Below are 25,779 nucleotides of genomic sequence, written 5' to 3'. Positions count from 1 at the left end.
GATCAGATGTAGCTGTCCGGCTCCTCTGCCTTCTTGCGCGCGACGTAGTCGCTGAGCGCCGCAGAGATGGCCGGATCCAGATAGGGCTGCTGATAGTCGCTCAGAAGCTTCTTCACCCGCAACGAAGCCAGGGTCTGCGTGTCACGCGCTCCTTCCTCGTCCCAGGTCTCGAAGGGTTTGTAGTCAAGCAGATCCGAGCGCCAGAAGGCGTCCTTGAAGTTGGCCTGGGTATGGGCGCATCCCAGATAATGCCCGCCCGGGCCAACCTCGCGTATGGCGTCCATCGCCTGCGCGTTTTCGTCCACCGACACGCCCTTGGCGAGGTGGTGCAGGACGCCCAGCTGATCGGCGTCCATCACGAATTTCTCGTAGGAGCTGACCAGCCCGCCCTCGAGCCAGCCGCAGGAATGCAGCATAAAGTTCACCCCCGCCGTCAGCGCCATGTTCAGCGAGTTCGCCGTCTCGTAGCCGGCCTGCGCATCGGGCAACTTCGAGCCGCAGAACGACCCGCCAGAGCGATAGGGCAGCCCCAGGCGCCGCGCCAGCTGGCCCGCGCCCTGGGTGATGTGGCTGGCCTCCGGCGTGCCAAAGGTCGGCGCGCCCGAGTTCATGTCGATCGAGGTCACAAAGCAGCCCATGATCACCGGCGAGCCCGCGCGAATCATCTGGCTGTAGGACACGCCCGCCAGCACCTCGGCCAAGACCTGCGTCAGCGTGCCCGCGACCGAGACCGGCGCCATGGCCCCGCCCACGATGAAGGGCGACACGATGCTGGCCTGGTTGGCGGCGGCATAGACCTCCAGCGCGCCCATCATCACGTTGTCGAAGGTCAGCGGCGAGTTGATGTTGACCAGCGAGGTCATCACCGTGCGATCCTCCAGCCCGCCGAACAGGATGTCGGCCATCTCGACGGAGTGCTGCGCGCGGATCGGCTCGGTGACCGAGCCCATGAAGGGCTTGTCGCTCAGCGTCATATGGGCGTGCAGCATGTCCAGGTGGCGCTTATTGACCGCCACATCGGTGGGCTCGCAGACGGTGCCGCCGGAATGGTGCAGCCATTTGGACATGTAGCCCAGCTTCACGAAGTTGCGGAAGTCCTCGATCGTGGCATAGCGGCGCCCGCCTTCGATGTCGCGCACGAAGGGCGGGCCGTAGACCGGGGCCAGCACCAGGCTCTTGCCGCCGATCTCGACGTTGCGCTCGGGGTTGCGGGCCTGCTGGGTAAAGCGCGACGGCGCGGTCGAGCAGAGCTGGCGCGCCAGCCCGCGCGGTATATGCACCCGCTCGCCCCGCACATCGGCGCCCACATCGCGCCAGCGCTCCAAGGCGGCGGGGTTGTCGACGAAGTTGACGCCGATCTCTTCCAGCACGGTCTCGGCGTTGTGCTCGATGATCTCCAGGGCCTCGTCGTTGAGGACCTCGAAATTGGGGATGTTGCGCTCGATGAACTTGGCGGTCTCGATGGAGACGGCGGTGCGCTCTGCGCGCCGGGCCGCGCCACCACCGCCGCGTCTGCGGGCTCTTGCTTCTGCCATGGGACAGACTCCTTGGGATAGGTTGCGCGGGTGATAGCGAATGCGCGGGGCGCCTGGTCACCAGTTAACGCCCTTTGCGGCGCAAAACCGACATGGCGTTGCCTTGCGAGCGCTCCAGGCCCCGCAACACGCCATTCACGCGGGCGATCCACTGCCGCTTTGCCACCGCCGCGCTGACAGCGTCGCCGCGGGCGAACCTCACCGAGGCCGCATCACTCTTGGAACATCAGTTATGCGGGACAAAACGGACCTTTGCTGCAGTCGCGACTATGGCCGCTCTTGCGCGCAGTGAAGATTATGTTAACTTGATGTCTGGTGCTATTGAGCCGTGATATCAATCGATAATCTGGGCATGCTGCCCCCCTTTCATGACCATTCAGGATACATGTTGGCTCCAATATTTCTACAAATGTTGTGGTATTGTTTACAAACGATCTTTTGAATCGCGGGGCCTGATTCAGCCCATTTGTCCGCTGTTGGGTTGGATGGCACCTTAGAACGATGACATCGACCACAAGAGTTGACACAAGCGAAGATTGTATGAAACGTTGATAAGCGTTCGTTCCAATCATTCTTCTATCGAGGTTCAATGAGCGACTTAGACACGGCAAAAGCACTGATTGAGAGTATCCAGAGTCAGTCTAGCTTACTTCTATCACTGACCACCGCTCTTATGGGTGGAACCGCTGCATTGATGGTTCAGTTAAAGGTTCGGGATGCGCAAATACTCCCGCTGAAGCTCAATAAATCGCTGATTATTGGTGTTTTTCTGCTCGGTATTTCCTGCTTGACCTCTTGGGCTGTCGTTGGCGCTCTAATCGACAAAATCCCAGTAATAATGTCTTTAGAATTCAACGGAGCGAATTTTTCAGAGATTAGTGAAGTCAAGGAATCTACCGCACTATCTCTTCTGGCCAACGTGCAATTCTTCAGCTTTATCATTGGGACCCTGCTAACAGTGTTCGGTCTAACGAGGTTGGAAAGATGAAAGCCACTCCAAATAGTTTACTCATTTCCATATTCCTGATATTCGCGTCATGCTTCTCTGCATTCGGACAGAATTTTTCTGAAGACCCACAAGGCGCAATTGACCGATCTGTTGGCTTGGCACAGGAGGCGCTTTCAGACCCGCTTAAGCTTGAAGGCCTTAACTCCGTGGTCTTCCGCTACAATAGAGCTCGTGTTGGGATTTCGCCAGCGGGGTACGAGGGTGAGGAATGGTTAAGCAGTCAACTCTTGGGCATCATTGGAGAGATCAACGGTAAATCCCTTTTTCTGACAGAGGCTATGCCCCTTCCCGACACAGAAGTTGTTGAAATGCTGGATGCCTTTAGTAAGAACAGCGATGCGTTCTATTCGTTCTATGACACCATTCAGGGTGAATTTGGGTTCCAGAAGATATCAGCGGACGAAATGCTCCTTTATCTCTCGGCTTACGCTGTTGTATCCAATACCACGAATAGCGGATTATGGGATGCCCTATCATCTTTCACCGGCGTCTGGCCCCTATGCTTTTGGCAAGGTTAGCTCCGAAAACGCCCTTAGAGCCTCTAGCTTCCGAGACAACTGCTTTCTTCAGTTTGCGTCGCGTCCGCTTCACGCGTCACGAAAGGCTACCAGACGTCATCGTAGCGCCAGAAACGGTCGTTTTTGTCACTCAAGTTAGCCTTTCGAGAAATCAATGGCATATCGGAACCAATAACCCCCGGCAAAACTAAAACGATTTTGGCACGCTTTTGGCAGGGACACAAATATGCCGACATTCGTGCGGATCGCAGCAACATGCACTTTGGGCTCACTACGGAACCCCAGGCCGTCTGCGCAGCCGCGGACTCTTACGACCCCACTGGCAGACCTCACCCACGCGCGTGCCTTTGGCATCGGCCGGCGGCTTCACCTTGTATGAAAATACGCATTCCAAGCACCGCCGCTTGCGCCGCCCTCGGCGGCGGCATAAACCGCCGCCCATGAGCAGCCATGACACACTCCTAATCGTAGATTTCGGCTCCCAGGTGACCCAGCTGATCGCGCGGCGCCTGCGCGAGCTGAACGTCTATTGCGAGATCCATCCCTATCAGAACGTCACCGACGCGGTGCTGGCCGAGATCGCCCCCAAGGCGGTGATCTTCTCGGGCGGGCCCGACAGCGTGACCCGCGCGGGCTCGCCGCGCCCCCCGGCCAAGGTCTACGAGCTGGGCGTGCCGATCCTGGGCATCTGCTACGGCCAGCAGGTGATGATGCAGGACCTCGGCGGGCGGGTCGAGGGCGGCAAGATCTCGGGCGGCGGCGGCACCGCCGAATTCGGGCGCGCCTATGTGACCCCGGCGGGCCCCCTGCCCCTGCTGGACGGCTGGTTCTCTGACGGCGACGAGCAGGTCTGGATGAGCCACGGCGACCATGTCGCCGCACTTGCGCCGGGGTTCGAGGTCTACGGCACCTCCCCCAACGCGCCCTATGCGATCACCGCGGATCCCGCGCGGAACTTCTACGCCGTGCAGTTCCACCCCGAGGTGCACCACACGCCCCGCGGCGCCAAGCTTTACGAGAACTTCGTGCGCATGGCGGGCTTTGCCGGCGATTGGACCATGGCGGGCTACCGCGAGCAGGCCATCGCCGCGATCCGCGCGCAGGTGGGCGACAAGCGCGTCATCTGTGGGCTATCGGGCGGCGTCGACTCAAGTGTCGCCGCGATCCTGATCCATGAGGCGATCGGCGACCAGCTGACCTGCGTCTTCGTGGACCACGGGCTGTTGCGCAAGAACGAGGCCGAGGAAGTCGTGGCCATGTTCCGCGACAACTACAACATCCCGCTGATCGCGGCGGACGAGTCAGAGCTGTTCCTGGGCGAGCTGGACGGGCAGTCCGACCCCGAGACCAAGCGCAAGATCATCGGCAGGCTCTTTATTGACGTGTTCCAGAAATACGCCGGCGAGATCGAGGGCGCCGAGTTCCTGGCGCAGGGCACCCTGTACCCCGATGTGATTGAGAGCGTCAGCTTCTCCGGCGGGCCCTCGGTGACCATCAAGAGCCACCACAATGTGGGCGGGCTGCCCGAGAAGATGGGGCTGAAGCTGGTCGAGCCGCTGCGCGAGCTCTTCAAGGACGAGGTCCGCGCCCTGGGGCGCGAGCTGGGCCTGCCGCAGAGCTTCATCGGGCGCCACCCCTTCCCCGGCCCCGGCCTGGCGATCCGCTGCCCCGGCGAGATCACCCGCCCCAAGCTGGAGATCCTGCGCGAGGCGGACGCCGTGTTCATCGACCAGATCCGCAAGCACGGGCTCTATGACGAGATTTGGCAGGCCTATGCCGCGATCTTGCCAGTGCGCACGGTGGGCGTGATGGGCGACGGGCGCACCTATGACTACGCCTGCGCCCTGCGCGCGGTGACCTCGGTGGACGGCATGACGGCGGATTACTACCCGTTCAGCCACGACTTTTTGGGCGAGACCGCCACGCGCATCATCAACGAGGTCGCAGGCATCAATCGGGTGACCTATGACATCACGTCGAAGCCCCCGGGCACCATCGAGTGGGAATGACGCACCAGGGGCCCATTGGGCAATTGCACGTTGAGAATGTTACCTTTAATCAAGAGCTTCTTTCGCCGCCGGATTGGCGCGCTGGATCTGGGGCGGATTTATCCCAGCTACGACTACGTCTCGAACGTTGCGATCTTCGGGTTGGCGCGAAACCTGCTGCAGGCCCCGGAAAACATCGAGCGGGTCTGCGTCGTGGGGGTGCATGACGGCGATGAGGCGCCGAAATTCCTGCGCCTTCACCCTAAGGCGCATGTACATCTCTACGAGCCCTCCGCACGCTACGTCCCCAAGCTGCGCCGCCGCTTCGAGCAAAATGCTCGCGTCACGTTGCGGCCCGTGGCCGCGTCGGATACGGCGGGACATGCGGACTTCTTCGAAAACAACCGGCACGGCGACGGAAGCCTCCTCGAGGTTGGAACCCAGGGCCGGGCGCTGTTTGGCCTGAAGCCCGCAGAGACCACCAAGGTCGAGACGGTGCGATTGGACGATGATTTCCCAGATAATCGCTGCGATTGCCTTTGGATCGACGTGCAAGGCGCCGAGATGATGGTGCTGCGCGGGGCAGAGAACTTGCTGCGAGGGACCGGCTGCATACATATCGAAGTCTCTGCCCATTCGGGCTTTTATCAGGGTGACAGAAATGTTTGACGAGATCGACAACCATCTGAACGCGCGCGGTTTTCGGTTGGCCGTGCTGGGGCTCGACGGGGTGCAAGGCAATGCGCTCTATATCAAGCAGCCCAGGCTCGGCGCCGATGGCGATTGAGGGCGCAAAATGCGATGGCTTCACAGTGCTTTTAGACTAGCGGTTTGGGCCGGCCTGGCGAGCGTCTTGTGCATTCTCGCCGGTGCGCTGCTTTCGCCGCCCTGCACCGGATATGCCGCGCGCGGCGACTTCGATGTGGCGGTTGTGTTGGGTGCGGGAATGGCGCCCGGCGGGCGCTTGTACCGCTCTAGCCTGGACCGTATCGCCGCGGGTGTCGCTCTTTATGAGAGCGGCGGGGCGCGAAGCCTGCATATGACCGGCGGGATCACCCGCAACGGCGGGCCCTCCGCCGGGGCGCAGATGGCGCGGGCGGCGATCTCGATGGGCGTGCCCGCCCAGGCGATCACCCATGAGGGCGCCTCGTATTCCACCCTGCAGAACGCGCTCTTCTCCAAGCCGATGCTGGCCGGGCGCGGCGGGTTCGTCCTGGTCACAGAGGGGCTGCACCTGTCCCGAAGCTACCTGAGCTTCTGGTGGGCGGGCATCAGACCCGCGAGCCTATGCCATTCGTCACGCTTCCGGGTGCCCGACCCGGACACGCGCATGGGCGCTGTCGGGATGCTGGTGCGCGAGGTGCTGGCGTTCTGGTTCAACGCGGCGCGCGCCAGCGCCTGGTCGGTGGCGACCTTGGCGGGCGCGCAGGGCCCCGGCCTAGATGCCATTTTGGAATAACGCGGTTCCGGGGTATACTAGGCGCAGATCTTTTTTTGATGGAGCGTCAAGGTCGGCTCTGAGCCCACGTCGACCGATGCTGCGCTTTGCACGAACGTCGGCTTCCGCTATCTTGACTGTGTCGGCTGATCAATTTCCGACTTTATTTGATGGAGGTATTTCGTGCACGCTGACCACTTCATCGACCAATTGCGTGTTCTTGCAGCGCTGGATGATAACCCGGCGACAAACCGCACCTTGGCTGCATTCAAATCGGTCGCGCGCGAAGACTTTGTAGGCAATGGGCCGTGGAAACTTCGTTCTGCCTTGGGCGACGTCACCTTTCCGCCTCGCCTAACGCCGGACGCTGACCCAAAGTGGCTTTATCATAGTGTCCTTGTCGTTCTGGATGAGGAAAAGGGAATAAATATCGGCGATCCTTCCCTGTGGGTTAGTCTCATAGCGCGCGCGGATGTTCAGCCCGGAGCGCGCGTTTTGCAGGTTGGTGCAGGTGTTGGGTACTACACCGCGATCCTCAGCAAACTTGTAGGCCCCACCGGTCACATCGTTGCTTATGAAGTCGAGGAGGCTTTGGCAGAACGCGCTGCGCGCAACCTTGCTGATTACGAGAATGTCGAGGTTCGTCACGGGAACGCTGCGACCGACCTGACAGCTATGGATCAGATAAATCTCGTGGTCGCCTTTGCCGGGGTTACACATGTCCCCGATCTCTGGACGACACGGCTGGCTTCAGATGCGCGGTTGTTACTGCCGCTCACGGGTGAAGAATGGTGGGGCGCGATGATCCTGGCAAAGCAAACCAATTGTGGTTTCAGCGCCATAACGCTTGGGCGATGTGGTTTCTATCCCTGCATCGGAGCTCGGCGTGATGATCTTGCCGCTAAGGTCTCGGCCTTGTTCGCTAAATCGGAGCGTCTGAGAGATTGGCCTCTCCGGATCATTGGCCGGGGTGACGAAATTCGATTGGAAGCAGCGGCGACATAGCCAAAGCGGACCTTGGCACGGTCGCAGCGAATTCACATCTTGTCCCGAAACTTGAGCCTTCGCACATTAAACAAAAGGGAGCACCAAATGCGAACCATTTTTCTTGCACTCCTTACCGCCTTCCTCCCCCTGAGCCTTGCGGCCCAGCCCGCCTATTTCCGGGTCACCGGGGTCGCCGCGAACGACTCGCTGAACGTGCGCGCCGAGCCGCGCTCCTCGAGCGCCGATATCGGCGACCTGCCGGCGCATGCCACCGGCGTCGAGGTGCATGGCACCGACGCGTCGGGCAAATGGGGGCGGATCATCTGGCAGGAGGGCCTCGGCTGGGTGTCGATGCGGTTCCTGGCCCCCGACCCCGTCCAGCGGGTCCCGGGCACCGAGCTGCCCGCCGGGCTGCTCTGCGCCGGCACCGAGCCCTTCTGGTCGCTGCAGCTCTCCGCCAGCTCGGCCGCCTATTCCGACGCCAATGACCTGTTCCTCAGCCTTGGCCTGACGGGCACCCGCGTGGCCGCGGGCCGGCCCAGCTTTCCGGTGCAGGTCTCGCTGTCCGGCGGCGGTGGCAGTGCGACGCTGCTGGTGCGGCCGAGCGCCTGCAGCGACGGCATGAGCGACCGGGCCTATCCTTGGCATGTCGACCTGTTGCTGGATGCCGGCGGCATCGGCGCCTATTACGACGGCTGCTGCCACCTGCCGCTGGAGGCCGGCAGCCAGTAGCGCCCAACGCCGCAAACCTGCTGCGCCCGACCGCGGCCCGCTAAGCAACGCGCAGCTTCCGGGTCGCCAATCCGCGCGCGGCCCGCTAGGCGGGCGGCATGACACCGCAGACCTCCCTCTCCGGCCGCGCCTGGGCCGAGCTTCTTTTGCTGTCGCTGCTCTGGGGCGGCTCGTTCCTGGCGATCCGCATCGCGCTGGACGAGGTGGGGTTCCTGACCTCGGTCGCGCATCGGGTGTTCTGGGCGGCGCTGGTGCTGTGGCTCGTGGTGCTGGCGATGCGCCTGCCGGTGCCGCGCGCGCCGCGCGTCTGGGGGGCGTTCCTGGTGATGGGCCTGCTCAACAACGCGCTGCCCTTCGGGCTGATGGCCTGGGGGCAGCTGACCATCGAGAGCGGGCTGACCTCGATCCTGAACGCCGCAACGGCCGTCTTCGGCGTGCTGCTGGCCGCTTTGTTCTTCCGCGACGAGCGCCTGACCCCGCGCCGCGCCTTGGGGCTGAGTCTGGGCTTTCTGGGCGTGGCCACGGCGATCGGATTGCAGAGCCTGCTGGCCTTCGACCCGCGCTCGCTGGCGCAGCTGGCGGTGCTGGCGGGCACAATCAGCTATGCCTTCGCCAGCGTCTGGGCGCGGTGGGCTTTGGGCGGTCTGGCGCCGCAGGTCGCCGCGGCGGGGATGCTGACGGGCTCGACGCTGATCATCCTGCCCATCGCGGTCCTCTATGAGGGCGCGCCCAGCCTGGCGCTGCAGACCGACACGCTCCTGGCCATCGCCTATTACGCGCTGGCGGCCACCGCGCTGGCCTATCTGCTCTACTACCGCGTGCTGGCCATGGCGGGCAGCGGCAACCTGCTGCTGTGCACGCTGATCATCCCGCCGGTGGCGATCCTGCTGGGCGCGCTGGTGCGCGGCGAGACCCTGCCGCCGCAGGCCTTCATCGGCTTCGCCGTGCTGGCGCTGGGGCTGTTGATCCTGGACGGGCGGCTATTGCGCCGCCGGTCCTAGGCCCTGCACATAGTCCCGCGTGAAGGCCCGGTATCCCGGCGCGGTCTCCTTGAGATGCGGCGCCATATGCGCGTGCAGCTCCGGCAGGCGGTGGAAGGGCACGTTCGGCACCGCGTGATGCTCGATATGGTAGGGCATGTTCCAGGCCAGGAACCGCACCACGCGGTTGGTGAAGGTGGTGCGCGTGTTGGACAGCATGTCGGCGACATGGGCGCAGCGGCCATGCTCGGCCAGCAGGTAGAGCCGCAGCGCCGGCTGGCCCAGCAGCGCCGGCAGCAGCCAGACCCAGAAGAGCAGCGGCGAGACCGCAAGCGACAGCGCCGCGGCGGCGTAGACCGCCAGGTATGCCCGCGCCTCCCAGGCGACGCGCGGCAGGGCGCGCTGCGGCAGGTAGCTGCCCCCTGCCCGCCCCAGCGCGTTCACCACCAGCACCCGCGCCGTGCCCGCCCAATAGGGCAGCCCCGAGACGTGCCAGAGATACGCCGCGCGGGTCTTGGGGTGCCCGCCCGCCAGAAGCTCGGGGTCGCGCTCGGGGTCGTTGGTGTATTTGTGATGCGCCAGGTGGAAGTAACGGAACCAGGTGAAGGGCAGCAGGATCAGCAGCCCGCTGAGATGCCCCACGGCCTCGTTCAGCCAGCCGCTGGCAAAGGGCGTCTTATGGGTGGCCTCATGCTCGAGCGTGAAGAGGAAGACGATCAGCACGCCCTGCAGCGGCAGCAGAAGCGGCCAGAGCGGCACGCGCAGCGCGATGCCAGCCCCCACGATCACGATCAGCCCCAGATGCCCCGCAAGGTGCCACAGCCCGGCGCGATTCTGGCGCTGGGTCAGGCGCGCCAGATCCTGGCGCGGCAAGGCTGCTATGACGTCCTTATGGTCCATTCATGGAGCTCTCACGCTGCGGTCACGGCCCTCATGGTAGGTGATTCGGACCCAAATAGAAACGCCATGTCACAGGGGGCATCATGACAGAATACCTGGTTACCACGCGCAACATCACCGGCTCCGCTGGGCAGCGGCAGTTCGGGCCCCGCAAGGCCGGGCCCTATTTTCTGGCCACCGAGCCGGGCGACAGGTTCTTTGATCCCGACAAGCGCGAGAAGGGTCCCGGGCGGCGGCTGCGCTGGGGGCGCAGGGTCGTCGCGGACGCGCAGGCGCGCTGGGCCGCGGCGCAGGACGCCGCGCCGCCTGTGGGCATGGAACACGAGGGCGACATCGTGGTGTTCGTCCACGGCTTCAACATCGACGCGCAGGACTGCTTTGAGGCGCATCGCAACCTCGCCGCCACGATCCGCAACAACGGCTTTGCCGAGGCGGTGTTCGTCAGCTTCTCCTGGCCCGCCAATGGCGAGGTGTTCGATTACTACGAGGACGACCAGGACGCGCGCGGCAGCGCGTTGGATCTGGTGAGCTCGGCGCGGGCGGTCTTTGCGCAGCTCTCGACGCCGGAATGCCGCGTGCGGGTGCATGTGATGGCGCATTCGATGGGGTCCCTGGTGGTGCGCGAGGCGCTGCGCGACGCGCCGGGGTCGCGCGTGGCGCGGCAATCCGCCTGGGGCATCGCCAACCTGATCACCTTCGGGGCGGATATCTCGACCCGATCGGTGCGGCGCAGCGAGGGCGCATCCATCCTGGAGAAATCGCAGCGCTGGACGAACTACTTCAACCGCCATGACGGGGTGCTGGCGACCTCCAACGCCAAGCGTTTCCTCAGCGCGCCGCGGCTGGGCCGCCACGGGGTGCCGCGCGAGCGCCGGGACGAGATCGCGGATGTGGACATGACCGCCCGCTGGGAGGCGGTGCAGGGCGACTACCCGGTGGACACGATCGAGCGCATCTCGGCCAGCCACAATTTCTACTTCACCGACCAGCGCTTTGGCGAGGACGCGGCCGCCACGCTGCGCGGGCTGCGCGACCGGCATATGATCGCCAGCCGCGCACCGCAGATGGTGGACGGGCGGTTCGAGATGCGGGCGTGGCTCGGGGCGGATCAGATCACCCCCGGCCCCGTGCCGCGCCTGGAGGGGGCGGGGGTGGGTGGGTGGGCCGACCCCTCTAGGTGGGGCGCGGGGCCGGTTCGCGGTGGCCAAGCGCGATCACCGCGCCTAAAGTCCGCCCATGGCACGGTATTTCCTGACGCGGCTGGGGTCGCTGGCGCTTAGCCTGATTGTGGCCAGCCTGGTCATCTTCGCGGTGATCGAGGTGATCCCCGGCGATCCGGCCTCGTTCATGCTGGGCCTGAACGCCGCCCCCGAGACAGTGGCCGCGCTGCGCGCCGAGCTTGGCCTGGATGGGTCGCTGACCGCGCGCTACCTCAGCTGGGTCGGCGGGCTGTTCGTAGGGGATTTCGGCACCAGCTACACCTACCGCGTGCCGGTGGCCGAGCTGGTGGGCGCGCGGCTCTGGGTGTCGCTGCCGCTGACGCTTTACGCGCTGCTTTTGTCCACGCTGATCGCCATCCCGGTGGGCGTGATCGCCGCGGCGCGCCGCGGCGGCCCGGCTGATTACGGCATCATGGGGGCCACCCAGCTGGGCATCGCGATCCCCAACTTCTGGTTCGCCATGCTCTTGGTGCTGGTCTTCGCGATCTCGCTGCGTTGGTTCTCGGCCGGGGGCTTCCCGGGCTGGGAGGCGGGGCTCTGGCCGGGGATCAAGGCGCTGACCCTGCCGGCGGTGGCGCTTGCCTTGCCCCAGGCCTCGATCCTGGCGCGGGTGATGCGCTCGAGCCTCATCGAGACCCTGGGCCAGGATTACATCCGCACCGCCCGCGCCAAGGGGCTGAGCCAGCGCCAGGCCATCGTTCGGCACGCGCTGCGCAACGCGCTGATCCCGGTGATGACCATTATCGGGCTGCAATTCTCGTTCCTGCTGGCCGGCGCGATCATCATCGAGAACGTGTTCTTCCTGCCCGGGCTGGGGCGGCTGATCTTTCAGGGCATCACGCAGCGCGACCTGGTGGTGGTCGAATCCGTGGTGATGCTGCTGGTCTTCGCGGTGATCCTGGTGACCTTCCTGGTGGACATCGCCTATGCGGCCATCGACCCGCGCCTGCGGCGCGGCGGGGGCGCGCGATGAGGCGCCTGCCGGGGCAGCTTTGGCTGGGTGCTGCGGTGACGGCGGTTTTCGTCGCCGCCGCACTGCTGTCGTTTCTTTGGGTGCCCTATGCGATTGACGGCATCGCGATTGCCAACCGGCTGAAGCCGCCGACGATGGCGCATTGGCTGGGCACGGATCAGTTCGGGCGCGACATCCTGTCGATGCTCATGGTCGGCGCGCGGGTCTCCATCGCCGTAGCGGTGGTGGCGGTGGGCATCGGCATCCTGCTGGGCGTGCCGCTGGGGCTCTGGGCGGCGGCCCACCGCGGCGCCTGGCTGGACGAGCTGATCATGCGCGGCAACGATCTGATCTTTGCCTTCCCCTCGCTGGTGATCGCGATCCTGATCACTGCCGTGTTTGGACCCTCGGCCTTCAATGCCATCTTGGCGATCGGGATCTTCAACATCCCCGTTTTCGCGCGGGTGACCCGCGGCGGCGCGCTATCGTTGTGGACGCTGGACTACGTGCTGGCCGCGCGGGTGGCCGGCAAGGGCCGGCTGCGGATCTCGGTCGAGCATATCCTGCCCAATGTCGCCAATCTCTTGATCGTGCAGGGCACCATCCAGTTCTCGCTGGGCATCCTGGCGGAGGCGGGGCTGAGCTATGTCGGCCTTGGGGCGCAGCCCCCCACCCCGAGCTGGGGGCGCATGCTGGCCGAGAGCCAGACCCTGATCTCGCTGGCCCCGCATATCGCGATCTTCCCCGGCCTGGCCATCGTGCTGACCGTGCTGGGGCTGAACCTGATGGGCGACGGGCTGCGCGACCATCTGGACCCGCGCCTGAGGCGTTTGCGGTGAGCCGTCTTGAGGAGGTTTTGCGCCGACTGCGTCGTCGCCAGGTCGAGGGGGGCTCTGCCCCCCTCGAGCTCCCCCCGGGATATTTCCAAACCGAAGAAGGGAGGACCGGGTGCTGAGTATCGACCGGCTATCCCTGCGTATCGGCGCGGCAGAGATCCTGCGGGACGTGTCCTTTGATATCGGCGCGGGCGAGGTGTTTGGCCTGGTCGGCGAGAGCGGCTCTGGCAAGTCGATGACCGCCCTGGCGGCGATGGGGCTTTTGCCGCGCGGCGCCGCGCCCTCGGGGCGGGTCGCCTTTGAGGGGCGCCAGATCCTGGCGGCCAAGGAGCGCGCGATGTGCGCCCTGCGCGGCCGCGAGATCGGCATGATCTTCCAAGAGCCAATGACCGCGTTGAACCCGCTCAAGACCATCGGCGATCAGGTGGCCGAGACCCTGCTGGTCCATGGCGCGGCCGGGCGGTTTGAGGCAAGGCGCGTCGCGGAGGCGCGCCTGGACCGCGTCGGGCTCGGCGCGGTCGGGGCGGAGCGCTTCCCGCATGAGCTCTCCGGCGGGCAGCGCCAGCGCGTCTGCATCGCGCTGGCCGTGGCGCTTCGGCCCAAGCTCTTGATCGCCGACGAGCCCACCACCGCCCTGGACGTCACCACGCAGGCGCAGATCCTCGACCTGCTCAAGGGGCTGGTCGACGAGGACGGCATGGCGCTTTGGCTGATCACCCACGACCTGGCGGTGGTCGCGGATGTGGCCGACCACGTGGCGGTGATGCGCGACGGCGCGCTGGTCGAGGCGGGCCGGACCGAGGCGGTGTTCCGGGCGCCCAAGGCCGCCTATACGCGCAAGCTGATGGCCGACAGCACCCATGTGCCCGACCGGAAAGCGGGCGCGCAAAGCGCGCCGATCCTAGAGGTCAGCGGCGCGGTGCGGGACTATCCCGCCGGGCGCGCCGGGCTCTTTGGCCCGCGCAAGAGCTTCCGCGCGGTGGACGGCGTCAGCCTGACCGTCCGGGCGGGCGAGAGCGTCGGGCTGGTGGGCGAGAGCGGCTGTGGCAAGTCAACGCTGACGCGGGCCATCCTGGGGCTGGACGCGCTGCAGGGCGGCGAGATCCGGCTGGACGGCGAGAGGATCGCGGCCCCCGCGGTGCCGCCGCCCCTGCGCGCCAAGATGCAGGTCGTGTTCCAGGACCCGTTCGGGTCCTTCAACCCCCGCCACAAGGTGGCCCGCCTGGTGGCCGAGCCGTTCCACCTGACCCCGGTTCCCGACATCGGCGCCCGCGTGGCGGAGGCGCTGGAGGCCGTTGGCCTCGCCCCGGGGGATGCCGAGAAATACATCCACGAGTTCTCCGGCGGGCAGCGCCAGCGCATCGCCATCGCCCGCGCCATCGTGATCCGGCCCAAGCTGGTGGTGCTCGACGAGGCGGTCAGCGCGCTGGATGTCTCGATCCGCGCGCGCATCCTGGATCTGCTGGCGGAGCTGCAGGCGCGCTTTGGGCTGAGCTACCTCTTCATTAGCCATGACCTAAGCGTCGTGCGCGCGGTCACCGACCGGGTGCTGGTCATGCAGGCCGGCCGCATCGTGGAGGAAGGGGCGACCGAGCAGGTCTTTGGCGCGCCCGCCCACGCCTATACGCGCGCGCTGATCGCCGCCGCGCCGCGCATCCCAGAGGGCTGGCTAGCGGCGTGACGGTCGGGCCGGGCGCTCATGCTGTGATCATCGGAGGGCGTGGTGCATTAAAGGGGCGGCGCCGCCGATACGTCTCCAGTGGGCTGACGCCCAAAGCGGTCCGGGGCCGGAATTTGCCGGACCCGAGGCTGATCGGACCGTCCCTGCACCCAATGAGGGGGTGGTCTGGGGGACCTGGATTGCAATGCGCAGGGCGTGAGACCCTGCGGATAGAAGCGCTTCTTGGGCAGGGTTTTACGCGGGCTTGGTTAGCAAGCGGTGAGCCCCGCGAACGGTGCGGTAACCGGGCGTTCACCCCAGGGGCGATCGCTCCAGGCCGGGCGGGGGGCGATTTCTTGAAGAAATCGGCAAAACTCTTGCAAGAGTTTTGGTTGCGCCAAGCCCCAGCGATCGCCAAAATAGCACCGCGGGCGACCGCATAGAGCTTTCGGTGCGGCGCGCAAAAAAGACCCTTGCGTATATGCAGAATCGCAGTATGTTCCGGCCCTCGCCCGCAACTGCGGGATACACGGATTCACATCAGGGCGACGGCCCTCCAAACCCCGAGGTTGAGACATGGCTGTCCCTCAGAACAGAGTTACCCGTTCCCGCCGCAACAACCGCCGTAGCCACGACGGTCTTTCGGCGAGCAATCCACAGGAATGTTCGAACTGCGGCGAGCTGAAGCGCGCGCATCACGTTTGTCCCGCCTGCGGCCACTATGACGACCGCGAAGTCGTGGCGATCAATGACGAGATCGACCTCGACGAGGAAGACGCGGCGTAAGCAGCAACCCGGGGGTGGGCGAAAATGGCGGCGGAAGGCGCTCTTCCCGCGACACGAACACCTACGCTAGGCTCTGATACAATCGTTATTTCGGTCGACGCCATGGGCGGCGACCTTGGGCCCGCGGCTGTCGTCGCGGGCTGCGCCGTATCAGCGCAGCGCAATCCGCGGATCGCCTTCATCCTGCATGGCGACGCCGCCGAGCTGGAGCGCCAGGTGGCGCGCAAGAAGCATCTGACCGGGCGCTGCGAGATCCGCGGCACCGACAGCGTCGTCACCATGGACGCCAAGCCCAGCTATGTGATGCGCCACGGCAAGGGTACCTCGATGTGGTCGGCCATCGACTCGGTCCGCAATGGCGAGGCCGAGGTGGCGATCTCCTGCGGCAACACCGGCGCGCTGATGGCGGTCAGCATGATCCGCCTGCGCAAGCTGGAGGGCATCAACCGGCCCGCCATCGCCTGCCTCTGGCCATCGCGCAACGCGGACGGGTTCAACGTGATGCTGGATGTGGGCGCCGATATCCGCGCCGACGAGGACGACCTGCTGCAATACGCCCTGATGGGCACCAGCTACGCCCGCAACGGGCTGGGCCTGGTGCGCCCGCGCATCGGGCTGCTGAATGTCGGCACCGAGGAGCATAAAGGCCGCGCCGAGCTGAAGGTCGCCAACGAGCTGATCGCCGCCGCCGCCCCGGCGGGCGAGTTCGATTACGTGGGCTTCGTCGAGGGCGGCGACATCCCGTCGGACCGCGTCGACGTGATCGTCACCGACGGGTTCACCGGCAACATCGCCCTCAAGACCGCCGAGGGCACCGCGGGGCTGATCCGCGAGTTCCTGCGCTCGGCCTTCGCGGCCACCCCGCTAAGCCGGATCGCCGCGATGATGGCCTTCACCTCGCTGCGGCGGCTGAGCAAGCGCATCGACCCGCGCCGGGTGAATGGCGGCGTTTTCCTGGGCCTGAACGGCACCGTGGTCAAAAGCCACGGCTCGGCGGACGCCACCGGCATCGCCGCGGCGATTAAGCTTTCCGTGAACCTGGCGGAATCGAAATTCAGCGAGCGCCTGGCCGCTCGAGTTGCATCTGTAACACTGGCGCGCCAAGATGCGTCAGATCAAGTCACCGAAAGTACAAAATGACAAGACGCGCCGTGGTCCGAGGGATGGGCCACTACCTGCCGGACCGTGTGGTCACGAATGCCGAATTCGAAGCCTCCGTCGACACCTCGGATGAATGGATTCGCGCCCGCACCGGCATCGAGCAGCGCCACTTCGCCGCGGAGGGCCAGACGACCTCTGATCTGGCGCGCCGCGCTGCCGAGGCGGCCCTTGAGAACGCCGGCCTGAAGGCCGATGACATCGACGCCATCGTGCTGGCGACCTCGACCGCCGATCTGACCTTCCCCTCCGCCGCCACCATGGTGCAGCACGCGCTGGGGATGACCCGCGGCTTTGCCTTTGACGTGCAGGCGGTCTGCGCGGGCTTCGTCTACGCGCTGACCAACGCCAATGCGCTGATCGTCTCTGGCCAGGCGGAGCGCATCCTGGTGATCGGGGCCGAGACCTTTAGCCGGATCATGGACTGGTCGGACCGCACCACATGCGTGCTGTTTGGCGACGGCGCGGGCGCGCTGATCCTAGAGGCGCAGGAAGGCCAGGGCAGCAGCGCCGACCGCGGCATCCTGGCCACGGATCTGAACTCGGACGGGCGGCATCGCGACATCCTTTACGTGGATGGCGGCGTCTCGACCCAGAGCACCGGCCATCTGCGCATGCAGGGCAAGGAGGTCTTCCGCCACGCGGTCGAGAAGCTGGCCAAGACCGCCGAGACCGCCCTGGCCCGCGCCGGGCTGGGCCATGACGACATCGACTGGATCGTGCCGCATCAGGCGAACCTGCGGATCATCACCGCCACCGCCAAGAAGCTGAACCACCCGATGGATCGCGTCATCGTGACCGTGCAAGATCACGGCAACACCTCGGCGGCATCGATTCCCCTCGCCCTCTCCGTTGGCAGCGCCGAGGGGCGCATCAAACAGGGCGATCTGCTGGTCACCGAGGCGATCGGCGGCGGGCTGGCCTGGGGATCGGTGGTTTTACGCTGGTAAATTCCACATTCAGGCGCCTCGCCAAGCCATTGATATTGACATTTAATTTCCGACCCCCCTAAGCTTCAGCAATATCATTAGGGGGATGGCATGAGCGACAAGACTTTAACGCGGATGGATCTAAGCGAATCTGTGTTTCGCGAGGTGGGACTTTCGCGCAACGAAAGCGCGCAGCTGGTAGAGAGCGTTCTGAGCCATGTCTCCGATGCTCTGGTCGCTGGCGAGACGGTCAAAATCTCTTCCTTTGGGACCTTCTCGGTGCGCGATAAATCCGCCCGCGTGGGGCGCAACCCCAAGACCGGCGAAGAGGTGCCCATCTCGCCGCGCCGGGTGCTGACCTTCCGACCGTCCCATCTTATGAAGGATCGCGTCGCCAAGGGGAACAAATCCTAAGGCCTTGACAACATGACAAAATCTCCCGACGCCTTCCGCACCATAAGCGAGGTCGCCGATTGGCTTGGGACGCCTACGCATGTATTGCGGTTCTGGGAATCGCGCTTTGCGCAAGTCAAACCCGTCAAGCGGGCGGGCGGCCGACGCTACTACCGCCCCGCGGATATGGCGCTCTTGGGGGGCATCAAGAAACTGCTGCATGATGACGGGCTGACCATCCGCGGCGTGCAGAAGATCCTGCGCGAGCAGGGCGTCAAACATGTGGCCGCGCTGTCGCTGCCCACCGATGGCGAGGGCTACGGCGCCGAGCCCAGTTTTGCCGACGAGGATGCCGCCCCAGAGCCCGCGAAAGACGAGAAAGAATCAGCACCGCAAGCCGCGCCAGCCGCCGAAATGCCCGCCTCTGAACCTGAAATGGCGGAACCCGCGCCGGAATCGGCTCCCGATCCGGTGGCCGAAGCAGAACTTGACCCCGCGCCGGAACCGGATCCAGAGCCCGCCGCCCCGCCAATGGCCGCGGACGACCCACCCGCCGCAACACCGGCGGAAGAGGAGGCGCCCGAGCTGCCAGGATTCCTGCAGCCCGCCGCGCCACCGGTTGCAGCGGACAGCGCCGCGCCCGACAAGGAAACCGCTAAGCCGCCCGCCAAAGTCGCCAAAGACGACAGCACCGCGGCGCAGCCATCTCTGGCGCTGAATATCGACACCGCGCCGGCGGCAGAGCCGAGCCCTGCCCCGGCATATGACGAACCGGCCCAGGCCGCGCCCGAGCTAGAGCCTGAGCCTGAGCCTGAGCCTGAGCCTGAGCCTGAGCCTGAGCCTGAAGTTGAACCCGAACAGCAGCCCGCACCAGCGCCACCGCCAGAACGTCCCGCATTGGCGCAAGACGTGCTGGAGCTTCTTGCCGCGGGCAAATCCGCGCGCTCGGACGATCTGGGTCCGCTCGCGGATCGGCTCAGCGCGCTGCGTGACAAGATGACGAGCGCCTAGCGCGCCCCACTTGGCACGCTGCATGGGAATGATCTTCGTGACGGGCCAACTTGTCCATGGAATTGCGTGCGTTGCCTGAGCGCTGCCTCCGGCAGCATCGGGATTGAAATGTCTGTGTCGATCCATTCGCCGGGACATTTCCCGCTATTGCCGACCAAGTAGCGCGTTTCCGCCCTTGCCCCGCCGAACATATCGGGTAAAAGGGCGGCTGTTCGGGCTATGGCGCAGTCTGGTAGCGCGTCCGTCTGGGGGACGGAAGGTCGCAGGTTCAAGTCCTGCTAGCCCGACCAATTCATCAAAGAAACGCAGCACCCCAGGGCGCGGTGAATTCGCGAGATTTTTGCGTTGATACCGCCTCCACCCACCCTAATTATTCTTCTGATTCGGCTAATGCGTCGTAAACACTCCCGAGTTTTCCAGCAAACCGACGCCGCCAGGACGCCGTCAACATGCCGCAAGGCTTGCCGGGGCTGCAGGTGCGGCAAGGGCGGCAAGGGCTACAAAGACCACCGAAAACCGGGGATGGCACTTTCGGGCCGCAAATGCTTTCTTGCGCGCAACAACAAGGGGACATCATGCAAAACGGCGTTTTGGCTGACAGCCAGATCGAGGCGCTTATCCAGGGCGGCGCCATTGGCGCGACCGAACCGATCCTGCCGGAGCAGGTGCAACCAGCCTCGCTTGACCTGCGCCTGGGCGACCGCGCCTACCGGGTGCGCGCCTCGTTCCTTCCCGGCGCCGGTCGCAGCGTCGCGGAGCGGCTGGACGAGTTGACGATGCACGAGATCCCGCTTGGGACCGGCGCGGTGCTGGAGAAGGGCTGTGTCTATGTGGTGCCGCTGATGGAGCGGCTCGCCCTGCCCGCTGGCATGACCGCCGCGGCCTCGGCCAAGAGCTCCACCGGGCGGCTCGACCTGATGACCCGCGTGATCACCGACCAGGGCATAGAATTCGATCGCGTGGCGGACGGCTATGAGGGGCCGCTATTTGCCGAGATCTGCCCGCAGAGCTTCTCGGTCGTGGCGCAACCGGGGCAGTTGCTGACGCAGATCATTTTCCGCCAGGGGCGCACCTTCCTAGACGATGGCGAATTGCGCGCGGTGCATGCGCAGACGCCGATCGTGGACGGCGATCCGGTGATCTCGGACGGGCTGGGCTTTTCGGTGGATCTGAGGCCGCGGGACGGCGACCTGGTGGGCTACCGCGCCAAGCGCCATACCGGCGTGGTGGATCTCGCCCGGGTGGGGCATTACCCGCCCGCCGACTACTGGGAGGAGGTGCGCACCAGCGACGGGCGCATCATCCTGGACCCCGGCGCGTTCTACATCCTGATGAGCCGCGAGGCGATCTGCATCCCCCCCGACTGCGCCGCCGAGATGGCCCCCTATCTAGCCATGGTGGGCGAGTTCCGCGTGCATTACGCGGGCTTCTTCGATCCGGGCTTTGGCTGGGATGGCGCAGGAGGGGCCGGCTCGCGCGGGGTGCTCGAGGTGCGCTGCCACGAGGCGCCGTTCGTGCTGGAGCACGGCCAGGTCGTTGGGCGGCTGGTCTACGAGCGCATGTCGCAGCGCCCCCGCGCGCTTTATGGGCGAGAGATCAAGTCGAACTATCAAGGCCAGGGGCTGAAGCTGGCGAAACATTTCAAGGGTTAGGCGCGTTTGAGTTGGGCCTGTTTGGGCCTGAGCGGGCCTTTGGACGGGCCAAATCTCTTGCAAGAGATTTGCACTTTCCTTCCAAGGAAAGTTGGGCCCGCAAACGGGCAAGAGGTCGCGCTAGAAGGAACATCTCGTGTCGCGCCAAAGAAACTCTTGCAAGAGTTTCGCAATTTTCTTGCAAGAAAATTGCCACCTGCCAATGTCCGCTCCACGCCAACGATTACGCCCGCAAGACCGCCCAGTACGCGCGGATCAGACGGCCTTGCCATCCGCGCCGAAGAAATGCAGCCGCTCGGGCGGGAAGCTCAGCCCCACATCCTGCCCCACGGCGTGCTCTTCTGCGCCGCTTACGCGCACGTTGACCACGCCAAGCGGGCCGCAATTGACGAACACATAGCTGTCGGCGCCCAGATACTCGACCACCTCGACGGTGCCGTCGCAATTGCCGCTGCCCGCCGCACCGAGCACGATATGCTCGGGCCGGATGCCCAGATGTGCGGGCGCGCCGCGCGCCATGTCAAAGGCGCTGCCGCGGCCGCCCTGCAGCATGAACGCCCCATCCGCCGCACCGCAGGGCAGCACGTTCATCTTGGGCGAGCCGATGAACTGCGCCACGAAGAGGTCGGCGGGGTGGTTATAGAGATCGCGCGGGGTGCCGACCTGGGCGATCCTGCCCGCGTCCAGCACCACGATGCGGTCGGCCAGGGTCATCGCCTCGACTTGGTCATGGGTGACATAGATCATCGTGGTCTTCAGCGACTGGTGCAGCCGCGCGATCTCTAGCCGCATCTCGACGCGCAGGGCCGCGTCGAGATTCGACAGGGGCTCGTCGAACAGGAACGCGGTGGGCGCGCGCACGATGGAGCGGCCTATCGCGACGCGTTGGCGCTGCCCGCCGGACATGTCCTTGGGGCGGCGATCCAGCAGGGGCTCTAGCTTGAGGACCCGCGCCGCCTCATTCACCTTCTCGGCGATCTCGGCCTTGGGCGCCCCGGCGGTCTTCAGCGAGAACCCCATATTGTCGCGCACCGACATATGCGGATAGAGCGCGTAGCTTTGGAACACCATCGACAGCCCGCGCTTGCTGGGCGGCTGGTCGGTCACATCCGTGCCGTCCAGCACGATCGCCCCGCGCGAGGTCTCCTCGAGCCCGCCGATCATCCGCAGCAAGGTCGACTTGCCGCAGCCCGAGGGGCCGACGAAGATGATGAACTCGCCGTCCTTGATGTCCAGGTCGATCCCTTTAATCACTTGCAGCTCGTCGAACCACTTCTCGACGGCCCTTAGCTCTATCGCGCCCATCACATGTCTCCCGCGTTCGGTGAGGCCCAGGCCAGCCAGACGGCGGCCGTCCAGGTGAAGGTCCCGCCCCCGGCAGGCTCGCCGGTCTGCGGGTGGAAATACTCGGCGAAGCCGTGCTGGGCGATCATCTCGCCGGTGCGGGTCCGCAGCAGCTCGGCCTCGGCCGCAAGCCCCATATCGGCCAGCCCCAGCCCGATCATCATATTCACCATCGCCCAGGTCGGCCCGCGCCAATAGCGCATCCCGTCAAAATGCGGCGAGTCCACCGCCAGGCTGGGCAGCGGGTAGCTGGACGAGGCCAGCCCCTCGGTCACCGCCGCGCGCATCCGCGCGTCATCCAGCCCGGCGTACCAGCACAGAAACGACGCCGAGGTCAGATGCCCGGTATGGGCCCCCGTGCGCAGGTTCACCGCATCGAAAAAGCCAAGCTCGGGGTGGCGCAGCGCCGCGCAGCCCGCCTCCAGCCGCATCGTCCAGCCGTCCACCTCGGCGGTGTCCATCCCATGCGCGGCCAGCATATGCGAAAGGTCCCGGTTCGCGCGCAGCAGGATGAAGGTCATGGTGGGGTCCGCCACCGCGAAGGGGCGGTCCTTGGCCATCTCGGCCTCGTCCCAGCCCATGTTGCGGCCCCGGTTCACCAGCCAGATATAGCGATCGTAATCGGCCTTGGTGGGGCGCATCTCGGCGTTCACATGGGCGGTGTCGCGGCGGGTGTAGTCGCCGACGCCCGCGGGCTCGATCATCGCCATGGCGCTGTCCCAGTCGGCGGTGTTGTCGCGCCCGGCCTCCCAGGGGTGGGTGACAAAGATCGCCCCCTCTGGCGTGCGGCGCCAGTCCATGAACCACCTGTGCCAAGCCTTGATCCCGGGCAGCAGCGCGCGCAGGCGCGCATCCCCCGCGGCCTTATCGGCCTGCCAGATCGCCCGGATCGCGGTGGCCGCGACGGGCGGCTGGCTGATCCCCGAGGACGGGATCGGGCCGATCCCCTGCGTGCCCCAGACCGTCGGCCCGGGGAAATAGCCCGGGTCATCGCTGCGGAACAGGATATGCGGCACCATGCCGTTCGGCCACTGGCCGGAAAACAGGCTCTCCAGCTCTTGCCAGGCCCGGTCCAGATCGAAGCTTGCGAAGCCCCAGCCCGCAAAGGCGCTGTCCCAGTTCCACTGGTAGGGGTAGAGCCCCTCCGTGGGCAGGGTGAACCCGCCGCGATCATTGGCGCGCAGGATCGCCCGCGCCCTCTCGTCGAGCGAGATATTGTCTAGTCCACTCATCCTTTGACACTCCCGGCGGTGAGGCCCTTGGTCATGAACCGCTCCAGCCCCAGGAACAGGGCCATGATCGGTATCGTTGCAATCACCGCGCCCGCCATCAGGTGCTGGCGCGGAACCTCCGACGAGTTCAGCGACGCCACCCCGCGGGTCAGCGTGAATTTCGCCGGATCATCCAGCAGCATGAAGGCCAGCAGGAACTCATTCCAGGCGATCATGAACACGTAAAGCGAGACCGACGCCAGCGCGGGCAGCGCGAGCGGCAGCGTGATCTTCCAGATCACCTGCAGCCGGTTCAGCCCGTCCATCAGCCCGGCCTCCTCGACCTCGGCGGGCAGCCCGCGGAAGTAGCCCTGTAGCATGTAAAGCGCCACCGGGATCGTCGTGACCGGGTAGATCATCACGATCCCGATGATGGTGTTGCGCAGCCCGGTCATCGAGAACACGATATAGATCGGCAGCGCCAGCACGATCATCGGCACCATGTAGATCAACAGGATCGAGCGCCCGAACGCCGCACGCCCCTTGAACCGCAGCCGCGCCACCGCGTATGCGCCGGGGATCGAGAAGGCCAGCGTGATGAACACCGTCAGCACCGAGACATAAAAGCTGGTCCACAGGTAGGACCCGAAGCCGAAATCCCCGAACAGCTCGAAATAGCTGCGCAAGAGGCCCCAGCCCTTGGAGAAATCAATCGTGAAATCCAGCGGGTTCTGCAGCAGGTCCTGCTGGTTCTTCAGGCTGGTCATGATCATCACATAGAACGGCACCAGCACCGCCGTGGTGAAGAAGATGTAGCCAAAGCCGGTGAGGAACCGGATCACGGCCTCCTCCCATTGGTGCTTGTCCACCGGGCCCGGTACCAGGCTGCGCAGGATCACCACCAGCGGCCAGGCGGCAAAGAGCGCAAACCCCGCATTCGCAAGCGCCAGGGCGGTCAGCGAGACCCCCTCGCCCACCAGGATCGCGCCGGCGCCCGCCGCGCCCAACCCCACGGAGATCACCGCAAGGGCCGCCACCAGCACCCGCGCATCGCGGTAATAGAGCGTAATCAGCCCCGTCACAGCACCCAGCCCCAGCGACACCCAAAAGAACGGCCGGAACGCCTCGCCGGTCGAAAAGGACATCACCACGGCCACGATGATCGCGATGGTGAAGGCCCAAAGCCCGCCAATCACCGCGGCGGTCAGGGGCCCGTTGCGAAGCGCGCGCATCATAGCCCCTCCTCCCGGCTCATGTATTTGAAGAAGAAGATCGAGAACGCCAGCAGGAAGCCAAAGATCACCACGGCCACCGCCGCCCCCGCGCCGATATTGCTGACCGCAAAGGCCTGCTCGTAGACATTTACCGTCAGCGTGCGCGTGCCCGCCGAGCCCCCGGTCAGCAGGAAGATGTCGTCGAACTTATTGAAGGTCCAGATAAAGCGCAGCAGGAACAGCACGCTTAGGATGCCCAAGAGCATCGGCAACGACAGGTACCAGAACTTCTGGAACGGGCTCGCCCCGTCCATATCGGCGGCCTCGTACATATCCGTGTCGATGCTCTGCATGCGCGCCAGGATGAACAGGAAGGACAGCGGGAAGTAGCGCCAGATCTCGAACACCGTCACCATCACCAGCGCCTGCGGGCGCTGCCCGAAGAAGTTGATCGGGCTCTCCACCACGCCCATCTGCACCAGCAGCGCGTTCACCGAGCCCGAGAAGGGGTCGAACAGCGTCACCCAGGAAAACGCCACCGCGATCACCGGCGCCACATATGGGAACAGGTAGAGCCCGCGCACGAGCCCCTTGCCGCGGAACTCCTTGTTCAGCAAGAGCGCCGCAAAGAGCCCCACCACCAGCGCCCCCACCGTGCCCACGATGGTGTAGAACATGGTGGCGTAGAGCACGGCCCAGAACTCGTCGCCGTCAAAGATGCGGGCGAAGTTCTCTAGCGTGAACTCGGCATTGGTGAGGATGTTCTTGCCTTTGCCCGTGACGATGGCGGGGGTGTCGTCCAGATCGGGGTCGGCATCCAGGAAGGCCTGGCTGACGGTCACCTCGATCTCGATATTCTCGCGCTGTCCGGGCGCGAAATCGCCCAGGTCGCAGAACAACGCCAGCCCGTCGAGGTCGCAGCGCGCGTCCACCGACATGATCGCCAGCCCCTCGGGCAGCCTGTCGGTGATCGTGACCCCGGTGATGGGCTCTTTCTGGCTGGAGTTGCGGATCCGGTAGCGCAGGGTCGCGGCGTCGCCATCGGCGGCGGGGCGGCCGCGCAGCTGCTCGCGCACCACGCTTTCGGGGGGTCGCAGGTCCTCCAGGCCGATGGGCTTAAAGCTGACCCAGAAGATCGCCAGGAGCGGCAGGAGCACCACAAGGGAGACTGAGAAAATCGTGGGAAACAGAAGTCCCCAGGCCAATCGTGCCTCACGTTTGGCAAGCGGACCCGTACCCGTCGGCGGCACCGGGGTCGTCATCGTTCTCTCCAAAGTCGGGCGTTTGGGGTCAGGCGGCGGGCGCGCCGCCGCCTGGGAAGTCGCA

Annotated in this window: 25 protein-coding genes and 1 tRNA gene; 20 read left to right on the top strand and 6 right to left on the bottom strand. The window is 65.3% G+C overall.

Features of this window, described 5'->3' with window-relative positions; translation table 11 throughout:
- Positions 1-2: 2 nt before the first annotated feature.
- Positions 3-1,535 (bottom strand): trimethylamine methyltransferase family protein, encoded by a 1,533-nt coding sequence (locus AIOL_RS08975; RefSeq protein ID WP_049642668.1) that lies wholly within the window; start codon positions 1,533-1,535, stop codon positions 3-5.
- A 589-nt stretch (positions 1,536-2,124) separates the two neighbouring features.
- On the opposite strand from AIOL_RS08975, the gene AIOL_RS08970 reads away from it, so the two are divergent.
- The 9 genes from AIOL_RS08970 to AIOL_RS08935 all read left to right on the top strand — a co-directional run bounded on the left by AIOL_RS08970 (position 2,125) and on the right by AIOL_RS08935 (position 9,208).
- Positions 2,125-2,523, top strand: coding sequence for a hypothetical protein (locus tag AIOL_RS08970; protein ID WP_049642667.1), 399 nt, complete (start codon positions 2,125-2,127; stop codon positions 2,521-2,523).
- Positions 2,520-3,062: a hypothetical protein gene (locus AIOL_RS08965; protein ID WP_152912436.1), complete on the top strand. Its 543-nt coding sequence runs from the start codon at positions 2,520-2,522 to the stop codon at positions 3,060-3,062. The genes AIOL_RS08970 and AIOL_RS08965 overlap by 4 nt, the downstream gene beginning before the upstream one ends.
- A 440-nt stretch (positions 3,063-3,502) precedes the next feature.
- Positions 3,503-5,071 (top strand): glutamine-hydrolyzing GMP synthase, encoded by a 1,569-nt coding sequence (gene guaA, locus AIOL_RS08960; protein ID WP_049642665.1) that lies wholly within the window; start codon positions 3,503-3,505, stop codon positions 5,069-5,071.
- Positions 5,072-5,107: 36 nt separating this feature from the next.
- Positions 5,108-5,719, top strand: a complete 612-nt coding sequence (locus tag AIOL_RS08955; RefSeq protein WP_049642664.1) for an FkbM family methyltransferase — start codon at positions 5,108-5,110, stop codon at positions 5,717-5,719.
- Positions 5,712-5,837 carry a hypothetical protein gene (locus AIOL_RS26115; protein WP_268760198.1) on the top strand — a complete coding sequence of 42 codons (126 nt, stop codon included), beginning with the start codon at positions 5,712-5,714 and terminating at the stop codon, positions 5,835-5,837. The genes AIOL_RS08955 and AIOL_RS26115 overlap by 8 nt, the downstream gene beginning before the upstream one ends.
- Before the next feature lie 66 nt (positions 5,838-5,903).
- A complete protein-coding gene (locus AIOL_RS08950; RefSeq protein ID WP_049642663.1) occupies positions 5,904-6,509 on the top strand; it encodes a YdcF family protein in 606 nt (201 codons plus the stop codon).
- 162 nt (positions 6,510-6,671) lie between these two features.
- Positions 6,672-7,493, top strand: a complete 822-nt coding sequence (locus tag AIOL_RS24320) for a protein-L-isoaspartate O-methyltransferase family protein (RefSeq protein WP_082152493.1) — start codon at positions 6,672-6,674, stop codon at positions 7,491-7,493.
- An 87-nt stretch (positions 7,494-7,580) separates the two neighbouring features.
- Positions 7,581-8,207, top strand: coding sequence for an SH3 domain-containing protein (locus AIOL_RS08940; protein ID WP_049642661.1), 627 nt, complete (start codon positions 7,581-7,583; stop codon positions 8,205-8,207).
- Between the two features lie 98 nt (positions 8,208-8,305).
- On the top strand, positions 8,306-9,208 hold the full coding sequence (locus AIOL_RS08935) for a DMT family transporter (RefSeq protein ID WP_049642660.1): 903 nt from the start codon (positions 8,306-8,308) through the stop codon (positions 9,206-9,208).
- Here AIOL_RS08935 and AIOL_RS08930 read toward each other — a convergent pair.
- Positions 9,188-10,087, bottom strand: a complete 900-nt coding sequence (locus tag AIOL_RS08930) for a fatty acid desaturase (protein ID WP_049642659.1) — start codon at positions 10,085-10,087, stop codon at positions 9,188-9,190. The genes AIOL_RS08935 and AIOL_RS08930 overlap by 21 nt on opposite strands.
- A gap of 83 nt (positions 10,088-10,170) precedes the next feature.
- On the opposite strand from AIOL_RS08930, the gene AIOL_RS08925 reads away from it, so the two are divergent.
- The 11 genes from AIOL_RS08925 to AIOL_RS08880 all read left to right on the top strand — a co-directional run bounded on the left by AIOL_RS08925 (position 10,171) and on the right by AIOL_RS08880 (position 20,684).
- Positions 10,171-11,367 (top strand): alpha/beta fold hydrolase, encoded by a 1,197-nt coding sequence (locus AIOL_RS08925; protein WP_049642658.1) that lies wholly within the window; start codon positions 10,171-10,173, stop codon positions 11,365-11,367.
- The gene (locus tag AIOL_RS08920) at positions 11,324-12,280 is read left to right on the top strand and encodes an ABC transporter permease (RefSeq protein ID WP_049642657.1); all 957 of its coding nucleotides are present in this window, start codon (positions 11,324-11,326) and stop codon (positions 12,278-12,280) included. Before AIOL_RS08925 ends, AIOL_RS08920 begins: the two co-directional genes overlap by 44 nt.
- A complete protein-coding gene (locus AIOL_RS08915; protein WP_049642656.1) occupies positions 12,277-13,098 on the top strand; it encodes an ABC transporter permease in 822 nt (273 codons plus the stop codon). The genes AIOL_RS08920 and AIOL_RS08915 overlap by 4 nt, the downstream gene beginning before the upstream one ends.
- Positions 13,099-13,207: 109 nt before the next feature.
- The gene (locus AIOL_RS08910; RefSeq protein WP_049642655.1) at positions 13,208-14,776 is read left to right on the top strand and encodes an ABC transporter ATP-binding protein; all 1,569 of its coding nucleotides are present in this window, start codon (positions 13,208-13,210) and stop codon (positions 14,774-14,776) included.
- 555 nt (positions 14,777-15,331) lie between these two features.
- Positions 15,332-15,541: a 50S ribosomal protein L32 gene (rpmF, locus tag AIOL_RS24315; RefSeq protein ID WP_082152492.1), complete on the top strand. Its 210-nt coding sequence runs from the start codon at positions 15,332-15,334 to the stop codon at positions 15,539-15,541.
- A 24-nt stretch (positions 15,542-15,565) separates the two neighbouring features.
- Positions 15,566-16,681 (top strand): phosphate acyltransferase PlsX, encoded by a 1,116-nt coding sequence (gene plsX / locus AIOL_RS08905; RefSeq protein WP_049642654.1) that lies wholly within the window; start codon positions 15,566-15,568, stop codon positions 16,679-16,681.
- Positions 16,678-17,649 (top strand): beta-ketoacyl-ACP synthase III, encoded by a 972-nt coding sequence (locus AIOL_RS08900; RefSeq protein WP_049642653.1) that lies wholly within the window; start codon positions 16,678-16,680, stop codon positions 17,647-17,649. The genes plsX and AIOL_RS08900 overlap by 4 nt, the downstream gene beginning before the upstream one ends.
- Positions 17,650-17,739: 90 nt before the next feature.
- Positions 17,740-18,042, top strand: a complete 303-nt coding sequence (ihfA, locus tag AIOL_RS08895) for an integration host factor subunit alpha (RefSeq protein ID WP_049642652.1) — start codon at positions 17,740-17,742, stop codon at positions 18,040-18,042.
- A 12-nt stretch (positions 18,043-18,054) separates the two neighbouring features.
- On the top strand, positions 18,055-19,032 hold the full coding sequence (locus AIOL_RS24310; protein ID WP_082152491.1) for a MerR family transcriptional regulator: 978 nt from the start codon (positions 18,055-18,057) through the stop codon (positions 19,030-19,032).
- A 213-nt stretch (positions 19,033-19,245) separates the two neighbouring features.
- Positions 19,246-19,322, top strand: a tRNA-Pro gene (locus tag AIOL_RS08885).
- A 285-nt stretch (positions 19,323-19,607) separates the two neighbouring features.
- Positions 19,608-20,684: a 2'-deoxycytidine 5'-triphosphate deaminase gene (locus AIOL_RS08880; RefSeq protein WP_200898744.1), complete on the top strand. Its 1,077-nt coding sequence runs from the start codon at positions 19,608-19,610 to the stop codon at positions 20,682-20,684.
- A 255-nt stretch (positions 20,685-20,939) separates the two neighbouring features.
- Here the strand turns inward: AIOL_RS08880 and AIOL_RS08875 are convergent, their stop codons facing one another.
- The 4 genes from AIOL_RS08875 to AIOL_RS08860 are packed head-to-tail and all read right to left on the bottom strand — an operon-like array spanning position 20,940 to position 25,715.
- On the bottom strand, positions 20,940-21,989 hold the full coding sequence (locus tag AIOL_RS08875; protein WP_049642650.1) for an ABC transporter ATP-binding protein: 1,050 nt from the start codon (positions 21,987-21,989) through the stop codon (positions 20,940-20,942).
- Entirely contained in the window at positions 21,989-23,260 is a 1,272-nt protein-coding gene (locus AIOL_RS08870; protein WP_049642649.1) for an MGH1-like glycoside hydrolase domain-containing protein, read from the bottom strand. Before AIOL_RS08870 ends, AIOL_RS08875 begins: the two co-directional genes overlap by 1 nt.
- Positions 23,257-24,471 (bottom strand): carbohydrate ABC transporter permease, encoded by a 1,215-nt coding sequence (locus AIOL_RS08865; RefSeq protein ID WP_049645348.1) that lies wholly within the window; start codon positions 24,469-24,471, stop codon positions 23,257-23,259. The genes AIOL_RS08870 and AIOL_RS08865 overlap by 4 nt, the downstream gene beginning before the upstream one ends.
- Positions 24,471-25,715, bottom strand: a complete 1,245-nt coding sequence (locus AIOL_RS08860; protein WP_049642648.1) for a sugar ABC transporter permease — start codon at positions 25,713-25,715, stop codon at positions 24,471-24,473. Before AIOL_RS08860 ends, AIOL_RS08865 begins: the two co-directional genes overlap by 1 nt.
- Between the last annotated feature and the right edge of the window lie 64 nt (positions 25,716-25,779).

Origin of the sequence: Candidatus Rhodobacter oscarellae (assembly GCF_001078595.1) — a bacterium.
Taxonomy (GTDB): Bacteria; Pseudomonadota; Alphaproteobacteria; order Rhodobacterales; family Rhodobacteraceae; genus Rhodobacter_B; species Rhodobacter_B oscarellae.
The sequence above is the reverse complement of the archived record's forward strand: the minus strand, read 5'-3'. Positions and strand labels throughout refer to the sequence as shown.